This is a genomic window from Streptosporangium sandarakinum, from assembly GCF_013409935.1.
Lineage (GTDB): Bacteria > Actinomycetota > Actinomycetes > Streptosporangiales > Streptosporangiaceae > Streptosporangium > Streptosporangium nondiastaticum.
The window spans coordinates 890867-915979 of the sequence record NZ_JACCCO010000002.1 but is presented as its reverse complement, the minus strand read 5'-3'; the positions used below and the strand labels follow the sequence as shown (position 1 = coordinate 915979).

Genomic DNA, 25113 nt, shown 5'->3' with positions numbered 1-25113 from the left:
CGGCGCCTGACCGGCCGGTTCGCGGTGACGAGGGGAGATCTTGGGTGATGGGCGCTGAGACGGAGGCCGGGGTCGCGCCGGCGTCGGCGAGGAAACGGCACGCGGAGCTGGCCGAGCTGGTCGACGAGGCCAACTGGCGCTACTACGTGCTCGACACGCCCACCGTGAGTGACGCCCAGTACGACGCGTGGATGCGCGAGCTGCAGCGGCTGGAGGAGGAGAACCCCGCCCTGCGCACGCCCGACTCCCCGACCCAGCGGGTCGGCGCGCCGATCACCAGCGACTTCGCCTCGGTGGCCCACCTGCGGCGGATGGAGAGCCTGGACAACGCGTTCAACGCCGACGAGGTCGCCGCCTGGCAGGCGCGGGCCGAGCGGCTGGCCGAGCGCGATCCGGCCCCCTACCTGTGCGAGCTGAAGATCGACGGCCTGGCGATCGCGCTGGTGTACGAGAAGGGCCGCCTGGTGCGCGGGGCCACCCGCGGCGACGGCCGGGTCGGCGAGGACGTGACGGCCAACGTGCGGACCCTCGCCGACGTGCCGCAGCGCCTGTCCGGCGACGGCGTCCCCGACCTGCTGGAGGTCCGCGGCGAGGTCTACATGCCCGTCGAGGGGTTCGAGCGGCTCAACGAGCAGCTGGTCGAGGCCGGTAGGCAGCCGTTCGCCAACCCGCGCAACTCCGCCGCGGGCTCGCTGCGGATGAAGGACCCGCGGGAGACCGCGCGGCGGCCGCTGCGGATGATCGTCCACGGGGTCGGTCCCTGGGAGGGCGGCGCCCCGATGCCCGCCTCGCAGTCGCAGATCTACGAGCGGCTGCGGGAGTTCGGGCTGCCGGTGAGCGACCTCTACCGGGTCGTCGGCGACCTCGACGAGATCAACGCCTACATCGAGTACTACCGCGAGCACCGCCACGACCCCGCCTACGAGATCGACGGCGTCGTGGTGAAGGTCGACGGCCTCACCCTCCAGCGCGAGCTCGGCTCCACCAGCCGGGCGCCGCGCTGGGCGATCGCCTACAAGTACCCGCCGGAGGAGGTCAACACCAGGCTCCTCGACATCCAGGTGGGCGTCGGCCGCACCGGCCGGGTCACCCCGTTCGGCGTCATGGAGCCGATCGTCGTGTCCGGTTCCACGGTCGAGCGCGCCACCCTGCACAACGCCTCCGAGGTCGTGCGCAAGGGCGTGCGGATCGGCGACACGGTGGTGCTGCGCAAGGCGGGCGACGTGATCCCGGAGATCGTCAAGCCGGTCGAGGAGCTGCGCGACGGCAGCGAGCGGGAGTTCGTGATGCCGACGCACTGCCCGGAGTGCGGCACCGAGCTGGCCTACGAGAAGGAGGGCGACGCCGACCTGCGCTGCCCCAACACCAGGTCCTGCCCCGCCCAGCTCCGTGAGCGGATCTTCTTCGCGGCCGGTCGCCGGGCCTTCGACGTCGAGGGTCTGGGCTACGTCGCGGCCACCGCGCTGACCCAGCCGCTGCCCCCGCAGCAGCCGCTGGTCCGCACCGAGGCCGACCTGTTCGACCTGACCGCCGAGCAGCTGCTGCCGATCCGTTCGGTGGTCCGCGACCCCGACACCGGACTGCCCAAGACCGACCCGGAGACCGGCGAGCCGAGGATCGTCTCCTTCTTCGCCAACCAGAACGGCGGGCTGAGCAAGAATGCCGAGAAGATGCTCCAGGAGCTGGAGCGGGCCAAGACGAAGGAGGAGACGACCGTGGCGCGGGTCCTGGTCGCGCTCTCCATCCGGCACGTCGGCCCGCCCACCGCCCAGGCCATCGCCGCCGAGTTCCGCTCGATCGACGCGATCGCCGCCGCCTCCGAGGAGGAGCTGGCCGCGGTCGAGGGCGTCGGCCCGCGGGTGGCCGCCGCGATCCGCGACTGGTTCCAGGTCGACTGGCACCGGGAGATCGTCGACCGGTGGAGGGCCGCCGGGGTGCGGATGGAGGACGAGGCGCCCGCCGACCTGCCCCCGCAGACCCTCACCGGGCTCACCTTCGTGGTGACCGGCACGCTGGCCGGCTTCACCCGCGACGAGGCCGGCGCGGCCCTGGCGAGCCGGGGCGGCAAGGTGGCGTCCTCGGTCTCCAAGAAGACCTCCTTCGTGATCGTGGGGGAGAACGCCGGGTCCAAGTTCGACAAGGCGGTCAAGCTGGGCGTGCCGATCCTCGACGAGGGGGGCCTGAAGGTCCTCCTGGAGGACGGGCCCGAGGCCGCGGCCGGCATGACGGTCACCCCCGAGGCGTGACCGGGCGGCCCCGCCCCGGACGTGCCGGGGCGGGGCCGCCTCACGGGTCTCCGCCGGGGACGCGGGGCCGTACGGTGGGCCGGGGAACGGGCCGACGGGGCGCGGGCCGGGGAACGAGCGAACGACCGGCGGGGCGCGGGCCGGGGAACGAGCGAGCGGCCGGTGGGGCGGCCGGGGAACGGGAGGGCGGCCGGCGCGGGCGGGAAAACGGACGACGGGCCGGAGGACGGGGAAGACGGGGAGAGACGGCGGGTAATACGGGGAACCACTCAAACCCACTCGTAACGGAACGTGCCCAACCGGTTTCGCGAAGTGGCCCAAAGGTCGTACTCTCCCATAGGGAACTAATGGGGGTTTTGTTATTCATGGCTGACCCGAACGACACTCGCGACACCGGGCCACGTGTGGGCTCACCACTGTGGACCTACCTCACCGCCGTGATCACGGTCGGGTTCGCCATCCTCGCGGGGGCGCAGTGGTGGCTCGGCCCGGCCGAGATGCTCGTCCTCGCCCGCAGCCCGATGTTCTGGATGCTCACGGTCCTGGTCGTGCTCGGGGAACTGCGGCCGGTCCTGCTGTCGTCGTCGACGTCCGTGGGCGGCACCTACCCCTCGACGATGTTCATCTTCGCCGCGCTCCTGCACTACGGCATGCCGGTCGCCGTGCTGATCCAGGCGATCGGCATCGTCGTCAACGCCGCCGTCACCCGCCGGGCCTGGCACCGGGTCATGTTCAACATCGCCCAGACGACGCTGGCCTGCGCCGCCGCCGGCGCGGTGCTGGAGGTGCTCGGCCACCCGCCCGTCACGGCGGGCGGGCGGACGCCCGAGGGCTCCGTCCTGCTCGCGATCGCGCTGGCCGGACTCGCCTACTTCACGGTGCGGGGGCTGCTGGTCTCCGGCGCGGTGGCGCTGCACGAGCGCCGCTCGGTCCGCCGGGTCGTCCGGGCCGCGATCGGCCACCAGAGCCTGGTCTACGCCGGGCTGATCGGGCTGGCGCCGCCGATCGTGGTGGTGATGAACCACTCCCCGGCGCTGGTCCCGCTGTTCGTCGCGCCGATGGCCGCCGTCTACTTCACCGCGACCCTGTCGCTCCGCCGCGACCACCAGGCGATGCACGACGGGCTGACCGGGCTGCCCAACCGCAAGCTGCTCGTGCTGCGCACCGAGGAAGCGCTTGCCGAGGCCCGGCAGGGAGAGCGGGTCGGCCTGTTCCTGCTCGACCTCGACCGGTTCAAGGAGGTCAACGACACCCTCGGCCACCCGGTGGGCGACCGGCTGCTGCAGATCGTGGCGCACCGGCTGACGCACAGCGTGCGGCCGGGCGACGTGGTGGCCCGGCTCGGCGGCGACGAGTTCGCCGTGCTGCTGCCCTCGGTGCGCGACGCCGTCGCCGCCCGCGAGGTCGCCGCGCGGCTGCGGGTCGCCCTCACCGAGCCGGTCCGGCTGGAGGGGATGACCTTCGACCTCGACGCCTCGGTCGGCATCGCGCTCTATCCTGACCACGCCCCCGACTTCGAGCTGCTGATGCAGCGCTCCGACGTGGCGATGTACCTCGCCAAGGAGGGGCGGACGGGCGTCGAGACCTACGTCGCCGAGAAGGACCGCAACAGCCCCGACCGGCTCAACCTCCTGGGCGACCTGCGCCGGGCCATCGACCGCTCCGAGCTGCGGCTGTACTACCAGCCCAAGCTGGACCTGGCCGTCGGCGAGGTGCGGGGCGTGGAGGCGCTGCTGCGCTGGCGCCACCCGGAGCGCGGGATGATCTCGCCCCGCGAGTTCGTGCCCATGGCCGAGCAGTCCTACCTCATGCGGCACCTCACCCAGTACGTCGTGGACGCGGCCCTGGAGCAGGCCGCGCACTGGTGGCACGCCGGCCTGCACGAGCAGATCTCCGTCAACGTCTCCGCCCGAGACCTGCTCGACTCGGCGCTGCCCGACCGCCTGGAGGCCGGCCTGGCCTACCACCGGCTGCCGCCCAAGGCGATCCAGCTGGAGGTGACCGAGCGCGTCCTGATGACCGACCAGTCCTACACCGCCGACGCCGTACGCGCCCTGGTCGCACTGGGCGTGCCGCTGGCGCTGGACGACTTCGGCACCGGCTACTCCTCGCTGGTGCGCCTGCAGCGGCTGCCGGTCTCCGAGGTGAAGATCGACTCCTCGTTCGTCCGCCGGATCGTCCAGTCCGCCGACGACGAGCGGATCGTCCGGTCCATCGTCGACCTGGTCCGCTCCCTGGGCCTGCGCTCGGTCGCCGAGGGCGTCGAGTCGGCCGAGGTGGCCGACCGGCTCACCGGCATGGGATGCGACCTCGCCCAGGGCCGGCTGTTCGCCGGGCCGATGCCCGCCGCCGAGGCCACCGCCTGGCTGCACGAGCACCGCGGCCGCGCCCTGCCCGGCCTGGCCCTGCTGCGCTCCGGAGAGGTCCTCGACGCCCGGACGGCGTGACACCGCCCCGCCGTCCGCCTCCCGCGCCGGCCCGCGGGCCGGGCGCGGCGCCGGCCTCCGGGTGGGGCCGTGGGGGGCGAGGGGTCAGGCACGTTGGGTCACGCGCCCTAAGATGACAGTGTCCAATTGCCATTCCACGAGACGGGTTCAACGACTCATGTCCGCCATAACCCGCGACGAGGTCGCTCACCTCGCCCGGCTGTCCCGGCTGGCGCTGGCCGACGAGGAACTCGACCACTTCGCCGCCCAGCTCGATGTGATCATCGGTGCGGTCGCCCGCGTCGCCGAGGTGGCGGCCGACGACATCCCGCCGTCCTCGCACGCGCTCCCGCTCACCAACGTCTACCGCCCCGACGAAGTACGGCCCGGCCTCACGCCTGAGCAGGCGCTGGCCGGCGCCCCCGCGGTCGAAGACGACCGCTTCCGCGTTCCGCGCATCCTCGGGGAGGAAGCATGAGCCTCACTCACAAGACCGCCGCCGAGCTCGGCGCGCTGATCGCCTCGGGCGAGGTCTCGGCCGTCGAGGTCGCCCAGGCCCACCTCGACCGGATCGCCGCGGTGGAGCCACAGGTCAACGCCTTCCTCCACGTCGACGCCGAGACGACCCTGGAGCAGGCCCGCACCGTCGACGCCCGCCGGGCCGCCGGGGAGCGCCTCGGCCCGCTCGCGGGCGTGCCGATCGCGCACAAGGACGTCTTCACCACCGCCGACATGCCGACCACCGCCGGCTCGAAGATCCTCGAAGGCTGGCGCCCGCCGTACGACGCGACGGTGACGCGGCGGCTGCGCGAGGCCGGGCTGGTGATCCTCGGCAAGACCAACCTCGACGAGTTCGCGATGGGCTCCTCCACCGAGAACTCCGCCTACGGCCCCACCCGCAACCCGTGGGACCTGTCACGCATCCCGGGCGGCTCCTCCGGCGGCTCGTCGGCCGCGGTCGCCGCCTACGAGGCGCCGCTGTCCACCGGCACCGACACCGGCGGCTCGATCCGTCAGCCCGCCGCGGTCACCGGCATCGTCGGCATGAAGCCGACCTACGGCGGCTCCTCCCGCTACGGCCTGATCGCCTTCGCGAGCTCCCTGGACACCCCGGGCCCGTTCGCCCGCAACGTCATGGACGCCGCGCTGCTGCAGGAGGCGTTCTCCGGACACGACCCGCTCGACTCGACGTCCATCGACGCCCCGGTGCCGAGCGTCGTCGAGGCCGCCCGCCAGGGCGACGTGGCGGGGCTGCGCATCGGCGTGGTCAAGGAGTTCGGCGGCGAGGGCTACCAGCCGGGCGTGCTCGCCCGCTTCCACGAGACGGTGGAGCTGCTGGAGTCGCTCGGCGCCAAGGTCGTCGAGGTCTCCTGCCCGTCGTTCACCGTCGCCCTGCCGGCGTACTACCTCATCGCGCCGTCGGAGTGCTCGTCCAACCTCGCCCGCTTCGACGCCATGCGGTACGGCCTGCGCGTCGGCGACGACGGCACGCGCAGCGCCGAGGACGTCATGGCGCTGACCCGGGCCGCCGGGTTCGGCCCCGAGGTCAAGCGGCGCATCATCCTCGGCACCTACGCGCTGTCCAGCGGCTACTACGACGCCTACTACGGCCAGGCGCAGAAGGTCCGCACGCTGATCGCCCGCGACTTCGAGGCGGCCTTCGGTCAGGTGGACGTGCTCGTCTCGCCCACCACGCCGACCACGGCGTTCCCGATCGGTGAGCGCGCCGACGACCCGATGGCGATGTACCTCGCCGACCTGTGCACCATCCCGGCCAACATGGCCGGCAACGCGGCGATCTCGGTGCCGTGCGGCCTGGCCGACGAGGACGGGCTGCCGGTCGGCCTGCAGATCATGGCCCCGGTGCTCGGCGACGACCGCTGCTACCGGGTCGCCGCCGCGGTGGAGAACGCCCTGGAGTCGCGCTGGGGCGGCGCCCTGCTGTCCAAGGCCCCGGCGCTGTAAGGGCATTCGGGGAAAACGGCGACGGGCGCGACAGGGGGGGAGCGGCGGCATGATCACTCGGATCGAGATCGACGGGTTCAAGTCATTCTTGAACTTCGACCTCGACGTGCCGCCCTTCCTGGTGCTGGTCGGTCCCAACGCCAGCGGCAAGTCGAACCTGTTCGACGCCCTGGGGTTCGTCGCCGACGAGGTCGCCGGGTCCGGCGGGCTGACGGGCGCGGCCCGCGGGCTGCCCGCCGAGCAGTTCCACCGGGTGGCGCGCGGCACCCCGGTGCCGGGCTTCGTCGTCTCGGTCGAGGCCCTGGTCGCCCCGGAACCCGGCGCGCTGCTGCCGATCCGGATCGACGCGGGCGCCGAGATGGTGCTGCGGATCCCCCGGGCCAGCGGCCCGGTCGTCAGCCACGCGGTCCGGCAGATCCCGGAGGAGCTGCTGGAGCTGGTGGTGGAGGACCCGGAGCCGGAGACCACGCCCCACCGTACGGTGCGGGCGTGGCGCAGGCACGCGCCCTCGCCGCGGGCCATGCGCCGCAGGAGCGTCCCGGCCGGCACCGGGCCGCTCACCGGCGACGGCACCAACCTCGCCGCGGTGCTCGCCCGGATGGCCGGGACGGCGGCGATGGCCGACCTGGTGGCCGACCTCGCCGGGGTCGTTCCCGGCGTGGCCGGTCTGGTGCCCCACGTCGAGCGGGGAGAGTGCTCCTTCGACCTGGTCTTCGACGGCCAGGGGCCGGCGCCGGCCGCGCTGCTGTCGGACGGCACCCTGCGGGTCCTCGCCCTGCTGGCGGCCCTGCACGACCCCGACCACCCCTGCACGCTCCTGGTGGAGGAGATCGAGAGCGGCGTGCACCCCGCCCGCGTCGGCGAGCTGCTCCGGCGCGTCCGGCAGCGGGTCGCCATGCCCGGGGGCGCCGAGCCGTTCCGGCAGGTGATCGTCACCAGCCACTCCCCGGCGGTGGTGGCCGAGACCTACCGCGCCGACCCGGACGCGCTGACCTTCCTCGACACCGCCGTCCGCGTCGACCCCGACAACGACCGGGTGTCGCGGGTGACCGTGGCCAAGTCGGTCCAGCCGTACGGCGAGCCGGGCACGTTCGTCTCGCCCCGGCAGGTCCGCGAGTACCTCGGCGCGGCGGCATGACGCCCCGCTCGCTGGTCCCCGGTCTGATCGCGGAGGGGGAGGCCGCCGAGAGCTTCCTCGGCATCGTGATCACCCGGCAGCTCCGGGAGCTGACCTGGATGTCGCCCCACGTGGTCGACGTCGAGGCGACGGAGGTCGTGACCTGCGGCCGCGACCGCGTGGTCGCCGCGATGCAGGAGCTCGCGGCCGACTGCCACCTGCTGTTCACGCACAACGTCGAGTGGGAGCGCGGCAAGATCGGCGGGCGGGCCGACGGCGTCCGGTATCACTCCCACTACCTGGTTCCGGTGGTCAGCCTGGGCGACACCGACGCGTGGCTGCTCGCCGACCCCGCGGTATGGGCGAAACTGGAGGGAAGCGACCTCAGCCGGCTGCCCGCCCGGCCTCGTGACGTCGCCAGGATCGCGGACCCGGGCGAGGTCCTGGCCGCGACCGTCCCCCGGCGGGGCAAGCCCCTGCGCGACTACTTCCAGTACATCGGACGGAACATCGATCTCGGCGTGCTGGCCCAGGTGCCCGCCTACGCGGACTGGGTGGCCGAGACGCGGAACGCACTAAAAGGACTTGGTTACCTGTGAGCGACAACGCTCGCAACGAATGAGGAGTGGTGAGCGACCAGTGAGCGGGAGAGAACCCGACGCAGTGAGTGGAGTGGAGTGCGAGGCACGAGCGCTCCGCGCAACGAATGAGGAGTGGTGAGCGACCAGTGAACACGGAAACGCTGATGCCGTACGACGAGGCGCTGGAGCGCTTCGAGCCGGTGCTCGGCCTGGAGACGCACGTCGAGCTCGGCACGGCGTCGAAGATGTTCTGCGGTTGCCCGACCACGTTCGGCGCCCCGCCGAACACGCACGTCTGCCCGGTCTGCCTGGCCCTGCCCGGCGCGCTGCCGACGGCCAACGCCGCGGCCATCGAGGCGACGATCCGCATCGGCCTGGCCCTCAACTGCTCGATCGCCGAGTGGTGCCGCTTCGCCCGGAAGAACTACTTCTATCCGGACATGCCGAAGAACTACCAGATCAGCCAGTACGACGAGCCGCTGTGCTTCGACGGCTACCTCGACGTCGAGGTGAACGGCGAGGTCGTGCGGGTCGAGATCGAGCGGGTCCACCTGGAGGAGGACACCGGCAAGTCCACCCACGTGGGCGGCGCGACCGGCCGCATCCACGGCGCCGACTACTCGATCGTCGACTACAACCGGGCCGGCATCCCGCTGGTGGAGATCGTCACCAAGCCGATCCCGGGCACCGACCGGCTCGCCCCCGAGGTCGCCCGCGCCTACGGCACCGAGCTGCGCGAGCTCGTCCGCGGCCTCGGCGTCTCGGACGTGCGCATGGAGGAGGGCTCCATGCGGTTCGACGTGAACGTCTCCCTCATGCCGCGTGGCTCCTCGGAGTGGGGCACCCGTACCGAGACCAAGAACGTCAACTCGCTGCGCAGCGTCGAGCGCGCCGTCCGCGGCGAGATCGAGCGCCAGGCGGCCGTCCTGGCCGGCGGCGGCCGGATCATCCAGGAGACCCGCCACTTCCACGAGGACACCGGCTCCACCACGCCCGGACGGTCCAAGGAGGAGGCGCAGGACTACCGCTACTTCCCCGAGCCCGACCTGGTGCCGATCGCCCCTGACCCCGCCTGGGTCGCCGAGCTCAAGGCGTCTCTGCCGGAGCTGCCCGGCGCGCGGCGCAAGCGGCTGCAGCGGGAGTGGGGCGTGTCCGACCTCGACATGCAGTCCATGCACAACGCCGACGCCATCGACCTGGTCGAGGCGACGGTCGCGGCCGGCGCCCCGCCCGCGGACGCCCGCAAGTGGTGGATGGGCGAGCTGGCCCGCCGCGCCAACGAGGCCGGGGTGCCGCTGCGGGAGCTGCGCATCACCCCCGACGAGATCGCCCGGGTGTGCGCGATGGTCGCCGGCGGCGCGCTGAACGACAAGCTGGCCCGCCAGGTGCTGGAGGGCGTGCTGAACGGCGAGGGCACCCCGGACGAGGTCGTGGCCGCGCGCGGCCTGCAGATCGTCAACGACGAGGGTGAGCTGTCGGCGATCATCGACCAGGTGCTGGCGGGCAACGCCGACGCGGCCGACAAGGTCCGGGGCGGCAAGATCGCCGCGGTCGGCGCGCTGGTCGGCGGTGTCATGAAGGCCAGCCGCGGCAAGGCCGACGCGGCCCGCGCCCGCGAGCTCATCCTGGAGAAGCTCGGCGTCTCCGAGTAGCGTCCCTCCGGGGCGCCGAGAGTGTTTCCCGGCGCCCCGGAGCCCGGCTGCGGCGTTCCGGTGGGAAACAGCCTGAGAGGCACGTGAGAGACCAATTGTTACGTCTTTCCGGAGCTTCGCCGGTGGTTCTGGTTTAGGGTTGCGGCAGGAAGAGCCGGACGCGGGACGCAGGAGGAGCCGGGGCTGTGGGGAACGCCGGATCACCGACGGACCCGCCGACCGACCCGTTCGCGGCGGTGCCCCTTCCCACCCGGCCCGTCCGCCCGGGAGCCCGCGGCATCGCCCCGGTTTCCGGAAACGGCTCGCGCCTGCCCCCGGGCGTCTCACCCGACATCTTCGGTCCTTCCGCCCCGGCACAGCCCTCCGGCGCCGCCGGGCAGACCGGCCGGCCGGGCGGCCTGCCGCCCGTGACCCCGGCCGCCCAGCCCTGGCGGGTGGCCGCCCAGCCCGAGAGCTCCCTGCAGCAGCGGACCCTGCGGGACGAACCGTCCCTGGCTCCCGGAGGCGGCCCGGCGAGGCCCGAGCCGTCCTCTTCCGGCGAGGAGAACCCGCCCCCGCGGCGGCTCCGCCGGATCATCGCCGCGGTCCTGGCCCTCGCGGTGCTGGTCGGCGCCGCCTACGCCGCCGCTGCGATCTTCATGTCCGGGAAGATGCTGCCCGGCACCCGGGTCCACGGCGTCCCCATCGGCGGGCTGACCGCCACCGAGGCCGCCGACCGGCTCAGGGACGAGCTGGCCGACGACGAGGCCAAGGACGTGGTCGTCCGGGCCGCGGGCAAGAAGTACGCGATCGACCCCGGCAAGGCCGGGCTGGAGTTCGACGTCGTCTCGACCATCGACCAGGCGTCCAGCGGCTTTCCCAGCCCGACCCAGGTCTGGCGGGCACTGACCGCCACCACCGACCTGAAGCCCAAGGTCAGCGTCGAGCCCGAACTCCTGGACTCCACCGTCGAGGCCCTGGCCAGGAAGGTCGACGTCGAGGTGCGGGAGGGGGCCGTCACCTTCGAGGGCCTCAAGCCCGTGGCCGTCACCCCGGCATCCGGCCGGAAGCTGGACCGGGAGGCCGCCGCCCGCGCCATCGAGAAGGCGTTCCTCGGCCCCGCCCGGGAGGTCGAGCTGCCCGTCTCGACGGTCAGGCCCGAGGTCACGGCCGCGATCGTCAAGCGGGTCGCGGCCGACGCGGACAAGGCCGTGGCCGGCCCGGTCACCCTCACCCACTCCGGCAGGCAGGCCCGGCTCGACGCCGAGACCCTCGCCGCCCACCTGTCCTTCGAACCCGACGGCGCGGGCGGCATGCGCCCCGCGTTCGACGCCGCCAACGCGGTGGCGACCGTCGAGAAGAAGCTCGTCGATCCGGCGCTGGCCCCCCGGGAGCCGACCTTCGAGATCGTCGGGGGCAAGCCCCGGCTGGTCCCCGGCCGCCGGGGCAAGGGCGTCGACGACCACCGGCTCGCCCAGTCGGTCGCCCGGATGGTCGCCGAGGGCGGCAGCCGTACGATCCCCGTCACGCTGACGACCGTCCAGCCGCGGATCTCCGAGGCGGAGGCGCGGGGGCTCGGGATCAAGGAGAAGATCAGCGAGTTCACCACGAACTTCCCCTGCTGCCAGCCCCGGGTGACCAACATCCGCACGATCGCCCGGCTCCTGGACGGCTACCTCGTCAAGCCCGGCGAGATCTTCTCCCTCAACGGCGTCATCGGCCAGCGCGACACGGCCCGGGGCTTCGTCCCGGCTCCCATGATCCAGAACGGCCGGTTGATCGACTCCGTGGGCGGTGGCATCTCCCAGTTCGTCACCACCATGTACAACGCGGTGTTCTTCGGCGGCCTGGAGGACGTCCAGCACGTGCCGCACGAGTTCTACATCTCGCGCTACCCGGCGGGGCGGGAGTCCACGGTCTCCTGGCCCGCGCCGGACTTCCGCTGGAAGAACGACTCGAAGTACGGCGTGCTGGTGAAGACCTCGACGACCACCACCTCGGTCACGGTCTCCTTCTGGAGCACCCGGCGATACGACGTCGAGTCGGTCTCCTCCGACCGCTACGACTTCACGCCCTTCGAGAACGCGACCGGCAGCGGGCCCGACTGCATCCCGATGACCGGCCAGCAGGGGTTCTCGATCGACGTGACCCGGATCTTCAAGCAGGACGACCGGGAGGTCAAGCGGGAGACCAGGAAGGTCGTCTACAAACCCGAGACCAACCTGACCTGCAACTCCACGCCCGCCTCCGACTCGGAACGGGAGCAGGCGGACTAGGCGGGTCCCTTCCCCGGGGCGGGGCTTTCCGCGCCGCGGTGGGCGTTCCGGCCGTTCAGGCTGAGCCTTTTCCTGCTTGGGAGTTTTTCCTGGGATTGGGCGGTTTTACGCTTGCCGGGCCGGTCATTTGTTCGCGCTGCGGCGGGTGGGTGTTCCGGCCGGCGTTGTGGCTGGGATCCGGTGGTCTCCGGCCTTCGGCCTGGCCTCGGGCGCGGTGGTTTCCGGCGTTTTGAAGCCGGCCGGAACACCCACCCACCTCCGCGCCATGTCCGACCGGTTCGTACAGCCCGCTCGCCGTAGCTTCTCCCTTTCCGCCGGCCCGTGGTCCTCGCCGATGCTGAAGCCATCTGTTGCTCCTGGCTCAGGGCGGGTCGCCGTAGCCTTGCGGCCACACTGGCGGGGGAGAGCGCAGGGCCGGGCGCCGTAGCCCCTCGCTTTCTGGCCGCCCACGATCCCCGCCGTAGCCGCCCTTCTTCGATGGGTCGGCTGCGGGAGCCCGCATGGGCTTGGGGCATCCTCGCAGGGCCCGCATGCATGACGCACCGCCGTACAACCTGGCTCCCGCCGATGGCGGGTCGGTGGTCGTGGATCGCGGTGATCGCCGGTGAACGGCCTCGACACGGCCCCTGGCGTCCATCCGCCGAGTCGTACGACCCGCTCGTGCCAGCGTCCTGCCGCTGCCGAAGGAGCCTCGGAGAGGTTGTGGATCTTTGGGGCCGCTGGGAGGCTGGAGTCGGCCTCCTGAACCGAAAGCAGGTCCCCTTGAGATCTCCGTACTCCCGCACCTTCCCGACCGGCGATGCCCCGCTGCGTCTCTCGTCCGTTCGCGGCGTGTTCGCGGCCCTCGTCGTCGGCACCACGGCGACCCTCCTGCCCGCCGCTCCCGCCGCTCCCGCCGCCGCGGCGGCGCTGCCCGCCTGCCCTCTGATCTTCGGCCACGGCGGCTATCCCAGCGGGGCGAACGGCTCCGACACGTGGAACCGGGACCAGGTCCGCCAGCCCAACCACCCGACCGGCATCCAACAGCAGAAGAACTGGGGTGCCGCCGGGGTGGAGGCCGACCTGCAACTCACCAGGGACGGCACCAAGGCGGTCATGTGGCACAACGACTCGACCTGGGGCCTGACCGGGGTGAAGAAACCCGTCAACCAGATCTGGTGGGCCGCCGGCGACGACAAGCTCCAGGGGCGGCGCATCAACCGGGGCGTGTACGTCGGGGAGACCGTCTACACGTTCCGGGAGTGGCTGAGCGCCATGCGTTCCAGGAACATGATCGCGCTCGTCGAGATCAAGCCGGCGGCCAAGCAGTCCCTGTTCAACGGGGACGCGGCGATCAAGTCCCGGGCCTGGTCGGAGATCCTCGGACCGATCAAGGAGAACTACGGCGCCCAGGAGATCATGGTCTACTCGCACGACTCCGCGATCTGGGCCGAGCTTCAGAGCCGCGTCAACGCCCAGGGCCTCTCGAACGTTCTCCGTAACAGGCCGGTGTGGACGGACAGCGTCGAATGGGAGGAGCCGCCGCCCGCCTGGACCGGGAACACCGCCAAGTGGCAGAGCGTCCTCGATCAGGGACCGAAGCGCGTGGCCACCACCTTCACCGACGCCTACCACAAGTGGCTCAAGGGAAAGTGCGCCTGATCGGCTCGCATCCCTGTCGGTGATCTCCCGATCCCGGCCCCTGCGGTACACGGTCCGCACCAGACGAGCACCCTCGACATGACCGAGCCCCGCAGCCGCTCTCATGTCGGGCCGCCTGACGCGAACGCGCCGGCCGGGAACGAATCCCGACCGGCGCGTCGCGGATCACGAGGTGGCGACCCTAACCGAGGTGCCGGGTGAAGAATCGCAGCGAGCTGCCAGTCTCGAACTCGGGAACCTCCCCGGCTTTCCAGGGTTGGCGTGCAGCGTCTTGTCAGCCGACGCCAGAGCGTCGAACAGCGCCGAACCCTGGGCCCGCGGCACCAGGTTGTCGTCCCACTGGAGCAGGAACCGCACCGGGGCGGTGACCCGGGCGGCGGTCTCGGCCAGCCCGTGTACGCCGAGCAGGCCCAGCACCGCCGCGCGGACCCGGAGTTCCGCGGCGAGGAAGGGGACGCCGCGTGGCGGGTCGGAAGATCCTTTACGGCGGGGCCGGCGAGGAGGTGAAAGAGGAACGGCTACGGCGGCTCGCCCTGAGCCAGGAGCAACAGATGGCTTCAGCGGCGGCGAGGACCGTGGGCGGTCCGGAAGGGAGCAGCTACGGCGAGCGGGCCGTACGGTCCCGAAAGCCATGGCGCGGAGGTGGGTGGGTGTTCCGGCCGGCTTCAAAACGCCGGAAACCACCGCGCCCGAGGCCAGGCCGAAGGCCGGTCGGAACCAGAGCCCAGCCACAACGCCGGCCGGAACACCCACCCACCGCAGCGCGCACAAACACCAACCCGACAACCACCGATCAGCCCAAACCAGGGAAACACCCCCAAAGCGGGAAATCCCGGCCTGAGAAAAGGAACCAGCGAGGGGACCCGCCCGAGAGAAACCCCTACGGTTTCAGGGTCAGGAGGCGGTCGTCGCCTCGGCGGGGAGAGCCGCGGCCGTCCCTGTTGCTGGTGCCGAACCACAGCGACCCGTTCCGTGCCGTGGCGACCGCCCGGAGCCTGCCGTACCGGTTCTCGAAGAGCGGGACGGGCCTGCCGGCGGTGCCGTCCGGGTTCAGGGGGACCCGCCAGAGCCGCTGGCCGCGCAGGGCTCCCACCCAGAGGGACCCGTCGGCGTAGGCCAGGCCGGAGGGGGACGCCTCGGAGGTGGGCCAGGTGACGATCGGGTCCGTGAACCGGGGGCCGCCGCCGGTGCCCTCGACCTCGGGCCAGCCGTAGTTGGCGCCCTTCCTGATGAGGTTGATCTCGTCGAACGAGCTGGACCCGAACTCGCTGGCGTACATCCGCCCGGACCGGTCCCACGTCAGGCCCTCGACGTTGCGGTGGCCGTAGCTCCAGATCACGTTCTGGAACGGGTTGCCGGGCGCGGGCCGGCCGTCCTCGGTCATGCGCAGGATCTTGCCGCCCAGGGAGCCGAGGGCCTGCGCCAGCGACTGGTTCCCGGTCTCGCCGGTACTGGCGTACAGGTACCCGTCCGGGCCGAAGGCCAGGCGGCCGCCGTTGTGGATGGCGCCCCGGGGGATGCCGTCGAGGATCACCGTGGGGTCGGCCAGCTCGCGGTCGTAGCGGTAGCGCACGATCCGGTTGTCGCGGGCGGAGGAGAAGTAGACGAAGATCCGGTGGTCGTCGGCGAAGGTCGGGGAGACCGCGACGCCCAGCAGGCCGCCCTCGCCGGAGGGACTGACGCCGTCGATCCGGCCGACCTCGGTGACCTTGCCCGCGGGGGTGACGCGCAGCAGCCGGGCGGTGTCGCGCTCGGTCACCAGGGCGTCGCCGCCGGGCAGGAACGCGATGCCCCAGGGGACGGCGAGGTTCTCGGCGAGGGTGCGCGGCTCACCCGCCGGGACGCCGGTGGCGGGCGGTTCCGGGGAGCCCTGGGCGTCCCGAGTGCCCGGGGAGTCCTGGCCGCCCGGGGTGCTCCGGGCGCTCTGCGAGCCCGGGGCGGACGGGCCGGAGGAGCGTTCGGCCGGGGCCGCCGAGCAGCCGACCGCCAGGGCGGCCCCCGAGGTGACGGCCACGACGAGGGCCGAGCGTGCGAAGCGGATCATGTTTACCTCCTCCGTCAATACCGCTGCATACCCGAAGAGGTTCCGGGGTGATCCCTTGGATAATGCGGGACATGAAAATCTGGGTCCCCTCCCGAGCCGCCGCCGATGTCCTGTGTGATCTGCCCGAGGTGGAGTGCGTCGTCTACGACGGCACCGGTCCCCACCCGGCCGGGGCGGAGGAGGTGGAGGTCTGGATCCCCCCGCTGCTGCCGGTGCCGGACGTCGGCGGGCTGCTGGGCCGGATGTCGGGGCTGCGCCTGCTGCAGACCGTCACGGCCGGGGTGGAAGGGTACCGGCCGCACCTGCCCGAGGGCGTGGTGCTGTGCAACGCGCGGGGGGTGCACGACGCCGGGACGGCCGAGTGGGCGGTGGGCGCGATGATCGCGGTGCTGCGGGACTTCCCGGAGTTCGCCGCCGCCCAGCGGCGGGGGGAGTGGGCCTACCGTCACACGGGCGTGCTCGCCGACTCCACGGTGCTGATCGTCGGCTACGGATCGATCGGCGAGGCGCTGGAGCGCAGGCTCGACGGGTTCGAGGTGGACGTGGTCCGGGTGGCGAGGACCGCGCGGGACGGCGTGCACGGCCAGGACGAGCTGCCGGAGCTGCTGCCCCGGGCCGACGTGGTGGTGCTGCTGGTGCCGTCCACGCCCGAGACGGCGGGCCTGGTGGACGCGGCGTTCCTGGCGGCGATGAAGGACGGCGCCGTGCTGGTGAACGCGGCCAGGGGCGGGGTGGTGGACACCGGCGCGCTCGTCGCCGAGCTGCGCCGGGGCCGGATCCGGGCCGCGCTCGACGTCACCGATCCCGAGCCGCTGCCCCCGGGGCACCCGCTGTGGACGGCTCCCGGGGCGTTCGTCACCCCGCACGTCGCGGGCAGCACCCCGGCCTCCGGGCGGCGCACGCTGCGGCTGCTCCGCTCGCAGTTGCTGCGGTATCTGGCGGGGGAGCCGCTGAAGAACGTGATCACCGGCTCGTACTGACCGGGAAAGGAATCCGGCCGTGGCTGCCTCGTGACCTCCGCCGCCTACCGTGGATGGCGCGATCTCGATCGTTACATGGTTATCAGATCGGTGACGACTACGGCGTTGTCACCATCCGCGCCGACCGGAAAGCACAGACTGGTCGTGTGCCGCCCGGTTCGGGCGGAGGACGAAGGATGACGTGGTGACAGCGGCGACGCTGGGGCGGCGGCCAAGGGAACGCCGCGGAGGCAGGACGAGACGACACCGATGGGCAGACGACATTGATCCGCTGGCGTGACCCCCGGGTGCCGCCGGCCGCGGTCGCCGGGTTCGGCGCGGCGGGACTGGCCGCCGCGCTCGCCGACGGCGCCTCGGCCGCGGTCGCCGGGACGGTGGCGGGTGTCGCCGCGGCGGCGGTCGCCGTCGTGTCGCTGATCATGGCGGTGCTCCGGATCGCCGACCGGCGCGAGGCGCGGGCCTGGCGCTGGCTGGCGGGGGGCGCGGCCACCTGGCTGGCCGGGGCGGGCGTGCGGCCGATCGCGGACGGCACGCCGTTCGCGGTGAGCTTCGCCGATCTGATGGTCCTGGCCGGTACGGCGATGCTCGCCATCGGCACGGGGCTGTGCGCGGTCCGGCCGGCGTACGGGCGGGCGTCGCTGCGTGACGCCTCCGACGCCTACGTGAGCGCCGCCTCGATATTCCTGGTCGGCTGGGTCACCCTGCTCGGACCGGCCTACCACGACTCCGGGGGGCCGGCCGTCTTCGCGGTGACCCTGGCCTCGCCGGTGCTCTGCCTGGCCTTCACCTGCGCGGTGGGGCCCGCGGTGCTGCCCGCCCGCAGATCGGCGGGGCCGGTCGGCCTGGCGGCGCTGGGGCTGCTGGCCGTGCTCACCGCCACGGAGACGGCGGGCGCGCTGACCCGGATGACGGGCGACGATCCTTCGCCGTTCGGGCTCTGGCTCGCGCCGGTGGCCTTCCTGCTGTTCGCCGCCGTCCCCTGGTGCCGCCGTACGGCGCGCACGCCCGCCGCCTCGGACCCGGGTGACAACGCGGACGCGGGATCGGGCGCGGGTGGGCAGGCCGCCTCCTCGCTGATCGCGGCGGTGCCGCTGATCCTGGTACTCGTGGCGACCGTGGCCCTGGTCCTGCGGCTGCTGGGCGGGGGCGTGGCGGGGCCGCCCGCCGTACCGGCGCTGGTGGCGACGTCGGTCGTCGCGGTCCTGGTGGTGCGGCTGTTCGTGATGCTGGCCGACGCCGGCCGGATGCGGCGCCTGATGGACCTCGGCGAGCGGCAGTTGCAGGACCTCGCGGAGAGCACCGGTGACGTGGTCCTGCTGTGCGACCACGCGGGCGTGGTGCGGGAGATCGGGGAGGGGGTGGAGGTCACCTACGGCTACCGCCCCGAGGACATGGTCGGCGGTTCGATCTTCGACTACATCCACCCCGAGGACGTCCCGGGCATCCAGATGGCGCTGCGCGCGATGAGCCTCGAGGACGAGCACGCCGAGGGCGGCGGCACCTGCATGATCGGATGCCGGGTGCGGGCGGCCGACGGCACCTGGCGGCCCACCGAGTCGGTGGCCACCCGGCACTCCCGGGGCGAGAACCTCCTGCTGGTCACGACCCGCGACGTCAGCGGCCAGGAGGCGCTGCGCAACCAGGTGGCGCACCTGACGTTCCACGACGGGGTCACCGGCCTGCCCAACCGCGCCTACTTCGAGGAGCGCACCCGGGAGGTGCTGGCCCGTCCCGGGGTGAACAGCGTCGCCGTGGTGTTCCTGGACCTGGACGGGTTCACCGCGGTCAACGACTCGGTGGGCCACGCCAGCGGCGACTACCTCCTGGGGCAGGCGGCCCGCAGACTGCGCGCGGCCGTACGGGCCGACGACACCCTGGCGCGCTGGGGCGGTGACGAGTTCGCGGTGCTGCTGGAGGTGGCGGGCGACGCCCAGACGGCGGTGGACCTCGCCGAGCGGCTGGTCCGGGCGGTCTCCGCCGAGCCGTTCCGGGTGGCCGACCGCGACATCGCGATGACCGCGAGCGTCGGGGTGGCCTTCGCCGACGAGGAGGTGTCCTCGGCCGACCTGATCCGCAACGCGGACGTGGCGATGGCGCGGGCCAAGGACATCGGCGGGCCGCGGGTGGAGGTGTTCGCCGCGCACATGCACGCCGACGTGGTGCGCCGCCTGGAGTTGGCGGCCGACCTGCAGCGGGCGCTGCTGGAGGACCAGTTCGCGATCGAGTACCAGCCGATGATGGATCTGGCGACCTCGCGCGTCACCGCGGTGGAGGCGTTGGTGCGCTGGTGGCGGGACGGCGCGTTCGTGCCGCCGGAGCGGTTCCTCGGCCCGGCCGAGGACACCGGGCTGATCGTCCCGCTGGGCGAGTGGATCCTGCGCCGGGCCTGCCGTGAGGTGGCGGCGTGGCGGGCGTCCTCCTGGGACATCGGGCTCTCGCTCAACCTGTCGGCCCGGCAGATCATGGCCCCGAGGTTCGTCGAGACCGTCGAGTCGGCGCTCGCCGAGAGCGGCCTGCCGCCCAGCGCGCTGACGCTGGAGGTCATCGAGGAGATGCTGGTCGAGGACGCGGAGGAGACCCTCACCCGGCTGTCGGAGCTGCGCGAGCTGGGGGTGCGGCTGGCCATCGACGACTTCGGGACGGGCTACGCCTCGCTGGCGCTGCTGCGGCAGCTCCCAGTGGACATGATCAAGGTCGATCCGTCGTTCGTGTCCGGGCTGGGCGCCGACGAGACGCTGACCCTGCTGACCCGCACGATCGTACGGCTCGGCCACGATCTGGGGCTGATCGTGGTGGCGGAGGGCATCGAGCGGCCCGAGCAACTCGACCTGCTGCGCGAGATGGGCTGCACCCGGGGGCAGGGTTTCCTGGTGGCGCGGCCGATGGACGCCCGGGGGATCGACGACCTCATGCCCGCGGGCCTGCACAGCGCCGTCTGACGACCGCGCCGTACGGGGAGGCGTCCCGTACGGCACGGCCGTCCCATGGGTCTCTCCTGCCCGGAATTTCATCTCGGAGTGTGAGACACCCGTCCCACCAATTTGACGCGGGGCCGCAATGTCGGCCATGGTGGGAGCCATGCATCACCGTGGGATTCTCGTAGTACTTCGCCGGCGCGCGGGCCGATAAGCGAAGCACTTCGACCTGCGCGCCGCCCCAGACCCGCCTGGCAAGGTGGGATGGGGCCTTTTTTATGCCATACATCCCGCTCAGCCACATGAGGAACGAGCCGATGACCGAGCAGATGACAGGAGCCCAGGCGCTGGTGAGGGCGCTGGAGCACGTCGGGGTCGACACCGTGTTCGGGATCCCGGGCGGCGCGATCCTTCCCGCCTACGATCCCCTATACGACTCCGCCAAGGTCCGTCACGTGCTCGTACGGCATGAGCAGGGCGCCGGGCACGCCGCCCAGGGGTACGCGCAGGCCACCGGCAAGGTGGGGGTCTGCATGGCCACCAGCGGTCCGGGCGCGACCAACCTGGTCACCCCGATCGCCGACGCCTACATGGACTCGGTCCCGATCGTCGCGATCACCGGCCAGGTGGCCAGCGGCTCCATCGGCACCGACGCGTTCCAGGAAGCCGACATCTCCGGCATCACCATGCCGATCACGAAGCACAACTTCCTGGTCACCGACCCGGCCGACATCGCCCGGACGATCGCCGAGGCGTTCCACATCGCCTCGACCGGCCGCCCCGGGCCGGTCCTGGTGGACATCTCCAAGGACGCCCTCGTGGCGACGACGGAGTTCCAGTGGCCGCCGGTGATGCAGCTCCCCGGCTACCGCCCGGTGACGCGGCCGCACTCCAAGCAGATCCGCGAGGCGGCGAAGCTGATCGTGGAGGCCAGGCGGCCGGTGCTGTACGTCGGCGGCGGCGTCCACAAGGCCGGCGCGGCGCCGGAGCTGCGGGAGTTCGCCGAGATGACCGGCATCCCGGTGGTCACCACGCTGATGGCGCGCGGCACCTTCCCCGACAGCCACCGCCAGCACCTGGGCATGCCGGGCATGCACGGCTCGGTGCCGGCCGTCGGGGCGCTGCAGCGCTCCGACCTGATCATCGGCCTGGGCGTCCGCTTCGACGACCGCGTCACCGGCGAGCTGTCCACCTTCGCGCCGCACGCCAGGATCGTCCACGCCGACATCGACCCGGCGGAGATCTCCAAGAACCGGCACGCGGACGTCCCGATCGTGGGCGACTGCAAGGAGGTCATCGCCGAGCTGATCGCCGCGGTGCGAAAGGAGGAGCGCACGGGCGACTACGCCGAGTGGTGGACCCAGCTCGACGCCTACCGGGAGACGTACCCGCTGGGTTACGAGACGTTCGAGGACGGCTCCCTGGCCCCGCAGTACGTCATGGAGCGGCTGGGCGCGCTCGTCGGCCCGGACGCGATCTACACCGCGGGCGTCGGCCAGCACCAGATGTGGGCGGCGCAGTTCATCGGCTACGAGAACCCCGGCACCTTCATCAACTCCGGCGGCGCCGGCACGATGGGCTTCTCGGTCCCGGCGGCGATGGGCGCCAAGATGGGCCGCCCGGACGCGGTCGTCTGGGCGATCGACGGCGACGGCTGCTTCCAGATGACCAACCAGGAGCTGGCGACCTGCACGATCGAGGGCGTGCCGATCAAGGTGGCGGTCATCAACAACGGCAACCTCGGCATGGTCCGGCAGTGGCAGACGCTCTTCTACAACGAGCGCTACTCCAACACCAACCTGCAGACGGTCCGCCGGATCCCCGACTTCGTGAAGCTCGCCGAGGCCTACGGCTGCGTCGGCCTGCGGTGCGAGCGTCCCGAGGACGTGGACGAGGTCATCGGGAAGGCGATGGAGATCAACGACGTCCCGGTCGTGATCGACTTCGTGGTCCACCAGGACGCCATGGTCTGGCCCATGGTCGCCGCCGGGACCAGCAACGACGACATCAGGTTCGCCCGCGACATGGCGCCCGTCTGGGACGGCGAGGACCAGGTGTGAGCGGCGGGCTGACGGACGGACACGGCGGCTCGGCGAGACGCCCGGCGAGGAGGAAGGCATGAGCAGACACACGCTCTCGGTGCTGGTGGAGAACAAGCCCGGCGTTCTGGCGCGTGTCGCCGCGCTGTTCAGCCGCCGCGGGTTCAACATCGACTCGCTGGCGGTCGGCCCGACCGAGCACGAGGACATCTCCCGGATGACCATCGTGGTCAACGTCGAGGAGCTGCCGCTGGAGCAGGTGACCAAGCAGCTCAACAAGCTGGTCAACGTGCTGAAGATCGTGGAGCTCGACCCGGCGCAGGCCGTGCAGCGCGAACTCACGCTGATCAAGGTGCGGGCCGACGCCGAGACCCGCTCCAGCGTGCTGGAACTGGTCAACCTCTTCCGGGCGCGCTGCGTGGACGTCGCCCCGGACGCGGTGACCATCGAGGTCACCGGCACCCCGGACAAGCTGCAGGCGTTCGTCAGGCTCCTTGAGCCGTTCGGCGTCAAGGAGCTCGTCCAGTCGGGCATGGTGGCCATCGGCCGCGGTGCCCGCTCCATCACCGACCGCTCTCTGCGGGCCCTGGACCGGACCGCGTAAGCCGTACGAGAAACCCGAAAGGTTAAGCAAGTGACTGAGATCTTCTACGACGACCAGGCCGACCTGTCGATCATCCAGGGCCGGCACGTGGCCGTCCTGGGGTACGGCAGCCAGGGTCACGCGCACGCGCTGTCCCTGCGCGACTCCGGCGTCGACGTCCGCGTCGGCCTGCCGGAGGGGTCCAAGAGCCGGGAGCGGGCCGAGGCCGACGGCCTGCGCGTGCTCACGCCCGCCGAGGCCGTCGAGGAAGCCGATCTGATCATGATCCTGGCGCCGGACCACATCCAGCGCCACCTGTACGCCGAGCACGTGGCCCCGAACCTCGTCGAGGGCGACGCGCTCTTCTTCGGCCACGGCTTCAACATCCGCTACGGCCTCATCGAGGCGCCCGAGGGCGTGGACGTCGCGATGGTCGCCCCCAAGGGCCCCGGCCACCTCGTCCGCCGCCAGTACAGCGCGGGCCGCGGCGTGCCGTGTCTCGTCGCGGTGGAGAAGGACGCCAGCGGCAACGCCTGGGACCTCGCGCTGTCCTACGCCAAGGCCATCGGCGGCACCCGCGCCGGCGCGCTGAAGACGACCTTCACCGAGGAGACCGAGACCGACCTCTTCGGCGAGCAGGCGGTCCTCTGCGGCGGCGTCTCCGAGCTGATCAAGGCCGGGTTCGAGACCCTCATCGAGGCCGGTTACCAGCCCGAGGTCGCCTACTTCGAGTGCCTGCACGAGATGAAGCTGATCGTCGACCTGATGTACGAGGGCGGCATCCACAAGATGTACTGGTCGGTCTCCGACACCGCCGAGTACGGCGGCTACTCCCGCGGCCCGCGCATCGTGACGGAGGAGACCAAGAAGGAGATGGGGCGCATCCTCGCGGAGATCCGGTCCGGCGAGTTCGCCCGCGAGCTGGTCGACGAGTTCGACAGCGGCCAGAAGAAGTTCACCGCCTACCGCGAGGAGCTGGCCCAGCACCCGATCGAGGCCACCGGCGCCAAGCTCCGCCCGATGATGAGCTGGCTGAAGTAGTGGCACGCCCCTCCCGGACCCGCTGTCCGGGAGGGGCGCCCGGTACGGCGACGCCCCCGCGGACGATTCCGCGGGGGCGTCGCCGTCTCCTCCGCTTTCCGGGCCGTCCGCGGGGAGGTACGGAAACCGGCCCGGCCCAGGTGGGAGGAGAGGGGGGAAGGGATCCCCGCGGCCTGGGCCGCGGGGACCGGGCCGCCGGGGCGGCCCGGCGAGGGGCCACCCCGGCGGTCACCGGGGTCGTCCGGGCCGGCCCCCGCCGTGGGCGGGAGCGGGCCGGACGCGTCTTTCGGTGTCTTTCAGCTCTAAGGGCCTTTCAGTGCCGGTCAGCGCCTCGCGGCGCCTTCGGCGTGCCGCGGTGTCTCAGCGGGCGGCGAAGTCCTGGGTCCAGTAGATCTGGCCCTTGGAGTTCTTGGCCGCGCCGACGCCGATGAGGGTGTACTTGCAGTTCATGATGTTGGCCCGGTGACCCGAGCTGTTCATCCAGGAGGTGACCACGGCGGCCGGGGTCGGCTGGCCCATGGCGATGTTCTCCGCCCAGCCGGTTCCGCCGGTGAAGCCCGCCGCGCGGATGCGGTCCATGAAGCTGCGGCCGTCCTGGGAGGTGTGGCTGAAGTAGCCCTCGGCGGCCATGTCGGCGGAGTGGCCGTAGGCGGCGGCGCGGAGCTGCGGGTCGTGCTTGAGCGGCTGGCAGCCGCCCTTCGCGCGCTCCACGTTGACCAGGCGCAGCACCTCGTTCTCGTCGGCCGTGCCGACCGTGCCCGCGGTGGAGGTGGGGCTGGGCTTCGCGGTCGAGGTCGGGGTGGGCTTCGCGGTCGCGGTCGCGGTGGGCTTCGCGGTCGCGGTGGGGGTCAGGGTCGGCAGCGGCGTGGGCGGCGTGGTGGGCTTCGCCGTCGCGGTGGGGGAGGCGGTCGCGGTGGGGGACGCCGTGGGGGCGGCCGTACCCGTGGGCGAGGGGGTGGCGGTCGGCGTGGAGGAGAGGTCGCACGAGAGCCTGGCCGCCCTGGAAGTGGCGGTGTGGCCGCGGCTGTCGCGGATGACGGTGTAGTAGACACCGGGCGCGCACCGCAGGGTCATGAGGGCCCGCCCGTTGCGGCCCTTGTAGGCGCCGCTCTTGACGACCGGGTCGGCGCCGGCGACGGCCCGCTTGATCTGGATCCGCACCAGGGCGGTGTCGCGGCAGCCGAGCCGCGTGGCGGACGCGTGGATCTTCCCGGTGGCGGTGACGAGGGGCCGGTCCGCGTAGACGTCGCACGCGGACGGCGAGGCCGCCGCGTTCGCGGCGACGGGAGCGCTCAGGGCCGCCAGAGTTCCAAGGCACACGAGTGCCCCCAGCGGTCTGCGCATATCGAGTCCTCCAGAGGGTTGAGGCCGGATCGAACCCGTATTCTGGCGGCGACACAACGCCCCTGTCACGAAATTTCAGACAAAATCTTGAGCTGTCGGTAAACCAAAGTGATCGCTGGTGCGTCTGGGACCGTTCCCGTCTGTCCGGAAATCGTCCCCTGAACTGGTCTGCCGCCGCCGTGCGGACACGGCGGCGGCAGAGGGCCCGGCTGACGGAAAAATCTTGCCCGGTCGATCGGCGCCGGGCGGGCCGATCGGTCACGCCGGGTGGGCCCTCAGGTCAC

The 25113-nt window shown here is 72.2% G+C and carries 17 protein-coding genes; 14 read left to right on the top strand and 3 right to left on the bottom strand.

Annotation, left to right across the window (positions count from 1 at the left end):
• Positions 1 to 47: 47 nt before the first annotated feature.
• The 9 genes from ligA to HDA43_RS22610 all read left to right on the top strand — a co-directional run bounded on the left by ligA (position 48) and on the right by HDA43_RS22610 (position 13883).
• A complete protein-coding gene (gene ligA / locus HDA43_RS22650; RefSeq protein WP_179824919.1) occupies positions 48 to 2246 on the top strand; it encodes an NAD-dependent DNA ligase LigA in 2199 nt (732 codons plus the stop codon).
• A 365-nt stretch (positions 2247 to 2611) separates the two neighbouring features.
• On the top strand, positions 2612 to 4693 hold the full coding sequence (locus tag HDA43_RS22645; protein WP_179824918.1) for a putative bifunctional diguanylate cyclase/phosphodiesterase: 2082 nt from the start codon (positions 2612 to 2614) through the stop codon (positions 4691 to 4693).
• A 157-nt stretch (positions 4694 to 4850) separates the two neighbouring features.
• Positions 4851 to 5150 (top strand): Asp-tRNA(Asn)/Glu-tRNA(Gln) amidotransferase subunit GatC, encoded by a 300-nt coding sequence (gene gatC / locus HDA43_RS22640; protein ID WP_179824916.1) that lies wholly within the window; start codon positions 4851 to 4853, stop codon positions 5148 to 5150.
• On the top strand, positions 5147 to 6637 hold the full coding sequence (gene gatA / locus HDA43_RS22635) for an Asp-tRNA(Asn)/Glu-tRNA(Gln) amidotransferase subunit GatA (RefSeq protein ID WP_179824915.1): 1491 nt from the start codon (positions 5147 to 5149) through the stop codon (positions 6635 to 6637). Before gatC ends, gatA begins: the two co-directional genes overlap by 4 nt.
• A gap of 49 nt (positions 6638 to 6686) precedes the next feature.
• Positions 6687 to 7775: an AAA family ATPase gene (locus HDA43_RS22630; RefSeq protein WP_179824914.1), complete on the top strand. Its 1089-nt coding sequence runs from the start codon at positions 6687 to 6689 to the stop codon at positions 7773 to 7775.
• The gene (locus HDA43_RS22625) at positions 7772 to 8353 is read left to right on the top strand and encodes a hypothetical protein (protein ID WP_179824913.1); all 582 of its coding nucleotides are present in this window, start codon (positions 7772 to 7774) and stop codon (positions 8351 to 8353) included. The genes HDA43_RS22630 and HDA43_RS22625 overlap by 4 nt, the downstream gene beginning before the upstream one ends.
• 146 nt (positions 8354 to 8499) lie before the next feature.
• Positions 8500 to 9987: an Asp-tRNA(Asn)/Glu-tRNA(Gln) amidotransferase subunit GatB gene (gene gatB, locus HDA43_RS22620; protein ID WP_246424628.1), complete on the top strand. Its 1488-nt coding sequence runs from the start codon at positions 8500 to 8502 to the stop codon at positions 9985 to 9987.
• Positions 9988 to 10172: 185 nt separating this feature from the next.
• Positions 10173 to 12242: a VanW family protein gene (locus HDA43_RS22615; RefSeq protein WP_179824911.1), complete on the top strand. Its 2070-nt coding sequence runs from the start codon at positions 10173 to 10175 to the stop codon at positions 12240 to 12242.
• Positions 12243 to 13073: 831 nt separating this feature from the next.
• Entirely contained in the window at positions 13074 to 13883 is an 810-nt protein-coding gene (locus HDA43_RS22610) for a glycerophosphodiester phosphodiesterase family protein (RefSeq protein WP_312873495.1), read from the top strand.
• 165 nt (positions 13884 to 14048) lie between these two features.
• On the opposite strand, the gene HDA43_RS22605 is transcribed toward HDA43_RS22610, so the two are convergent.
• Positions 14049 to 14300, bottom strand: coding sequence for a hypothetical protein (locus HDA43_RS22605; protein ID WP_218912368.1), 252 nt, complete (start codon positions 14298 to 14300; stop codon positions 14049 to 14051).
• A 463-nt stretch (positions 14301 to 14763) separates the two neighbouring features.
• Positions 14764 to 15927: a PQQ-dependent sugar dehydrogenase gene (locus HDA43_RS22600; protein ID WP_179824909.1), complete on the bottom strand. Its 1164-nt coding sequence runs from the start codon at positions 15925 to 15927 to the stop codon at positions 14764 to 14766.
• Positions 15928 to 15998: 71 nt separating this feature from the next.
• On the opposite strand from HDA43_RS22600, the gene HDA43_RS22595 reads away from it, so the two are divergent.
• From HDA43_RS22595 to ilvC, 5 genes are all read left to right on the top strand, one after another.
• Positions 15999 to 16907: a 2-hydroxyacid dehydrogenase gene (locus HDA43_RS22595; protein ID WP_179824907.1), complete on the top strand. Its 909-nt coding sequence runs from the start codon at positions 15999 to 16001 to the stop codon at positions 16905 to 16907.
• A gap of 263 nt (positions 16908 to 17170) precedes the next feature.
• Positions 17171 to 19846 carry a putative bifunctional diguanylate cyclase/phosphodiesterase gene (locus HDA43_RS22590; RefSeq protein ID WP_246424487.1) on the top strand — a complete coding sequence of 892 codons (2676 nt, stop codon included), beginning with the start codon at positions 17171 to 17173 and terminating at the stop codon, positions 19844 to 19846.
• 278 nt (positions 19847 to 20124) lie between these two features.
• Entirely contained in the window at positions 20125 to 21882 is a 1758-nt protein-coding gene (locus HDA43_RS22585; protein ID WP_281395549.1) for an acetolactate synthase large subunit, read from the top strand.
• Between the two features lie 58 nt (positions 21883 to 21940).
• Positions 21941 to 22465, top strand: coding sequence for an acetolactate synthase small subunit (gene ilvN / locus HDA43_RS22580; RefSeq protein ID WP_179824903.1), 525 nt, complete (start codon positions 21941 to 21943; stop codon positions 22463 to 22465).
• 30 nt (positions 22466 to 22495) lie between these two features.
• Positions 22496 to 23485 carry a ketol-acid reductoisomerase gene (gene ilvC / locus HDA43_RS22575; protein WP_514132221.1) on the top strand — a complete coding sequence of 330 codons (990 nt, stop codon included), beginning with the start codon at positions 22496 to 22498 and terminating at the stop codon, positions 23483 to 23485.
• Between the two features lie 360 nt (positions 23486 to 23845).
• Here the strand turns inward: ilvC and HDA43_RS36065 are convergent, their stop codons facing one another.
• Positions 23846 to 24829 carry a CAP domain-containing protein gene (locus tag HDA43_RS36065; RefSeq protein WP_281395457.1) on the bottom strand — a complete coding sequence of 328 codons (984 nt, stop codon included), beginning with the start codon at positions 24827 to 24829 and terminating at the stop codon, positions 23846 to 23848.
• Positions 24830 to 25113: the final 284 nt, after the last annotated feature.

What these genes read in the sequence shown, in the direction of transcription:
- HDA43_RS22585 (WP_281395549.1), top strand. Translation starts at nt 20,125, where the DNA reads ATGAGGAACGAGCCGATGACCGAGCAGATGACAGGAGCCCAGGCGCTG.
- HDA43_RS22595 (WP_179824907.1), top strand. Translation starts at nt 15,999, where the DNA reads ATGAAAATCTGGGTCCCCTCCCGAGCCGCCGCCGATGTCCTGTGTGAT.
- HDA43_RS22630 (WP_179824914.1), top strand. Translation starts at nt 6,687, where the DNA reads ATGATCACTCGGATCGAGATCGACGGGTTCAAGTCATTCTTGAACTTC.
- ligA (WP_179824919.1), top strand. Translation starts at nt 48, where the DNA reads ATGGGCGCTGAGACGGAGGCCGGGGTCGCGCCGGCGTCGGCGAGGAAA.
- ilvN (WP_179824903.1), top strand. Translation starts at nt 21,941, where the DNA reads ATGAGCAGACACACGCTCTCGGTGCTGGTGGAGAACAAGCCCGGCGTT.
- gatB (WP_246424628.1), top strand. Translation starts at nt 8,500, where the DNA reads ATGCCGTACGACGAGGCGCTGGAGCGCTTCGAGCCGGTGCTCGGCCTG.
- HDA43_RS22625 (WP_179824913.1), top strand. Translation starts at nt 7,772, where the DNA reads ATGACGCCCCGCTCGCTGGTCCCCGGTCTGATCGCGGAGGGGGAGGCC.
- gatC (WP_179824916.1), top strand. Translation starts at nt 4,851, where the DNA reads ATGTCCGCCATAACCCGCGACGAGGTCGCTCACCTCGCCCGGCTGTCC.
- HDA43_RS22600 (WP_179824909.1), bottom strand. Translation starts at nt 15,927, where the DNA reads ATGATCCGCTTCGCACGCTCGGCCCTCGTCGTGGCCGTCACCTCGGGG.
- HDA43_RS22645 (WP_179824918.1), top strand. Translation starts at nt 2,612, where the DNA reads ATGGCTGACCCGAACGACACTCGCGACACCGGGCCACGTGTGGGCTCA.
- HDA43_RS36065 (WP_281395457.1), bottom strand. Translation starts at nt 24,829, where the DNA reads ATGCGCAGACCGCTGGGGGCACTCGTGTGCCTTGGAACTCTGGCGGCC.
- gatA (WP_179824915.1), top strand. Translation starts at nt 5,147, where the DNA reads ATGAGCCTCACTCACAAGACCGCCGCCGAGCTCGGCGCGCTGATCGCC.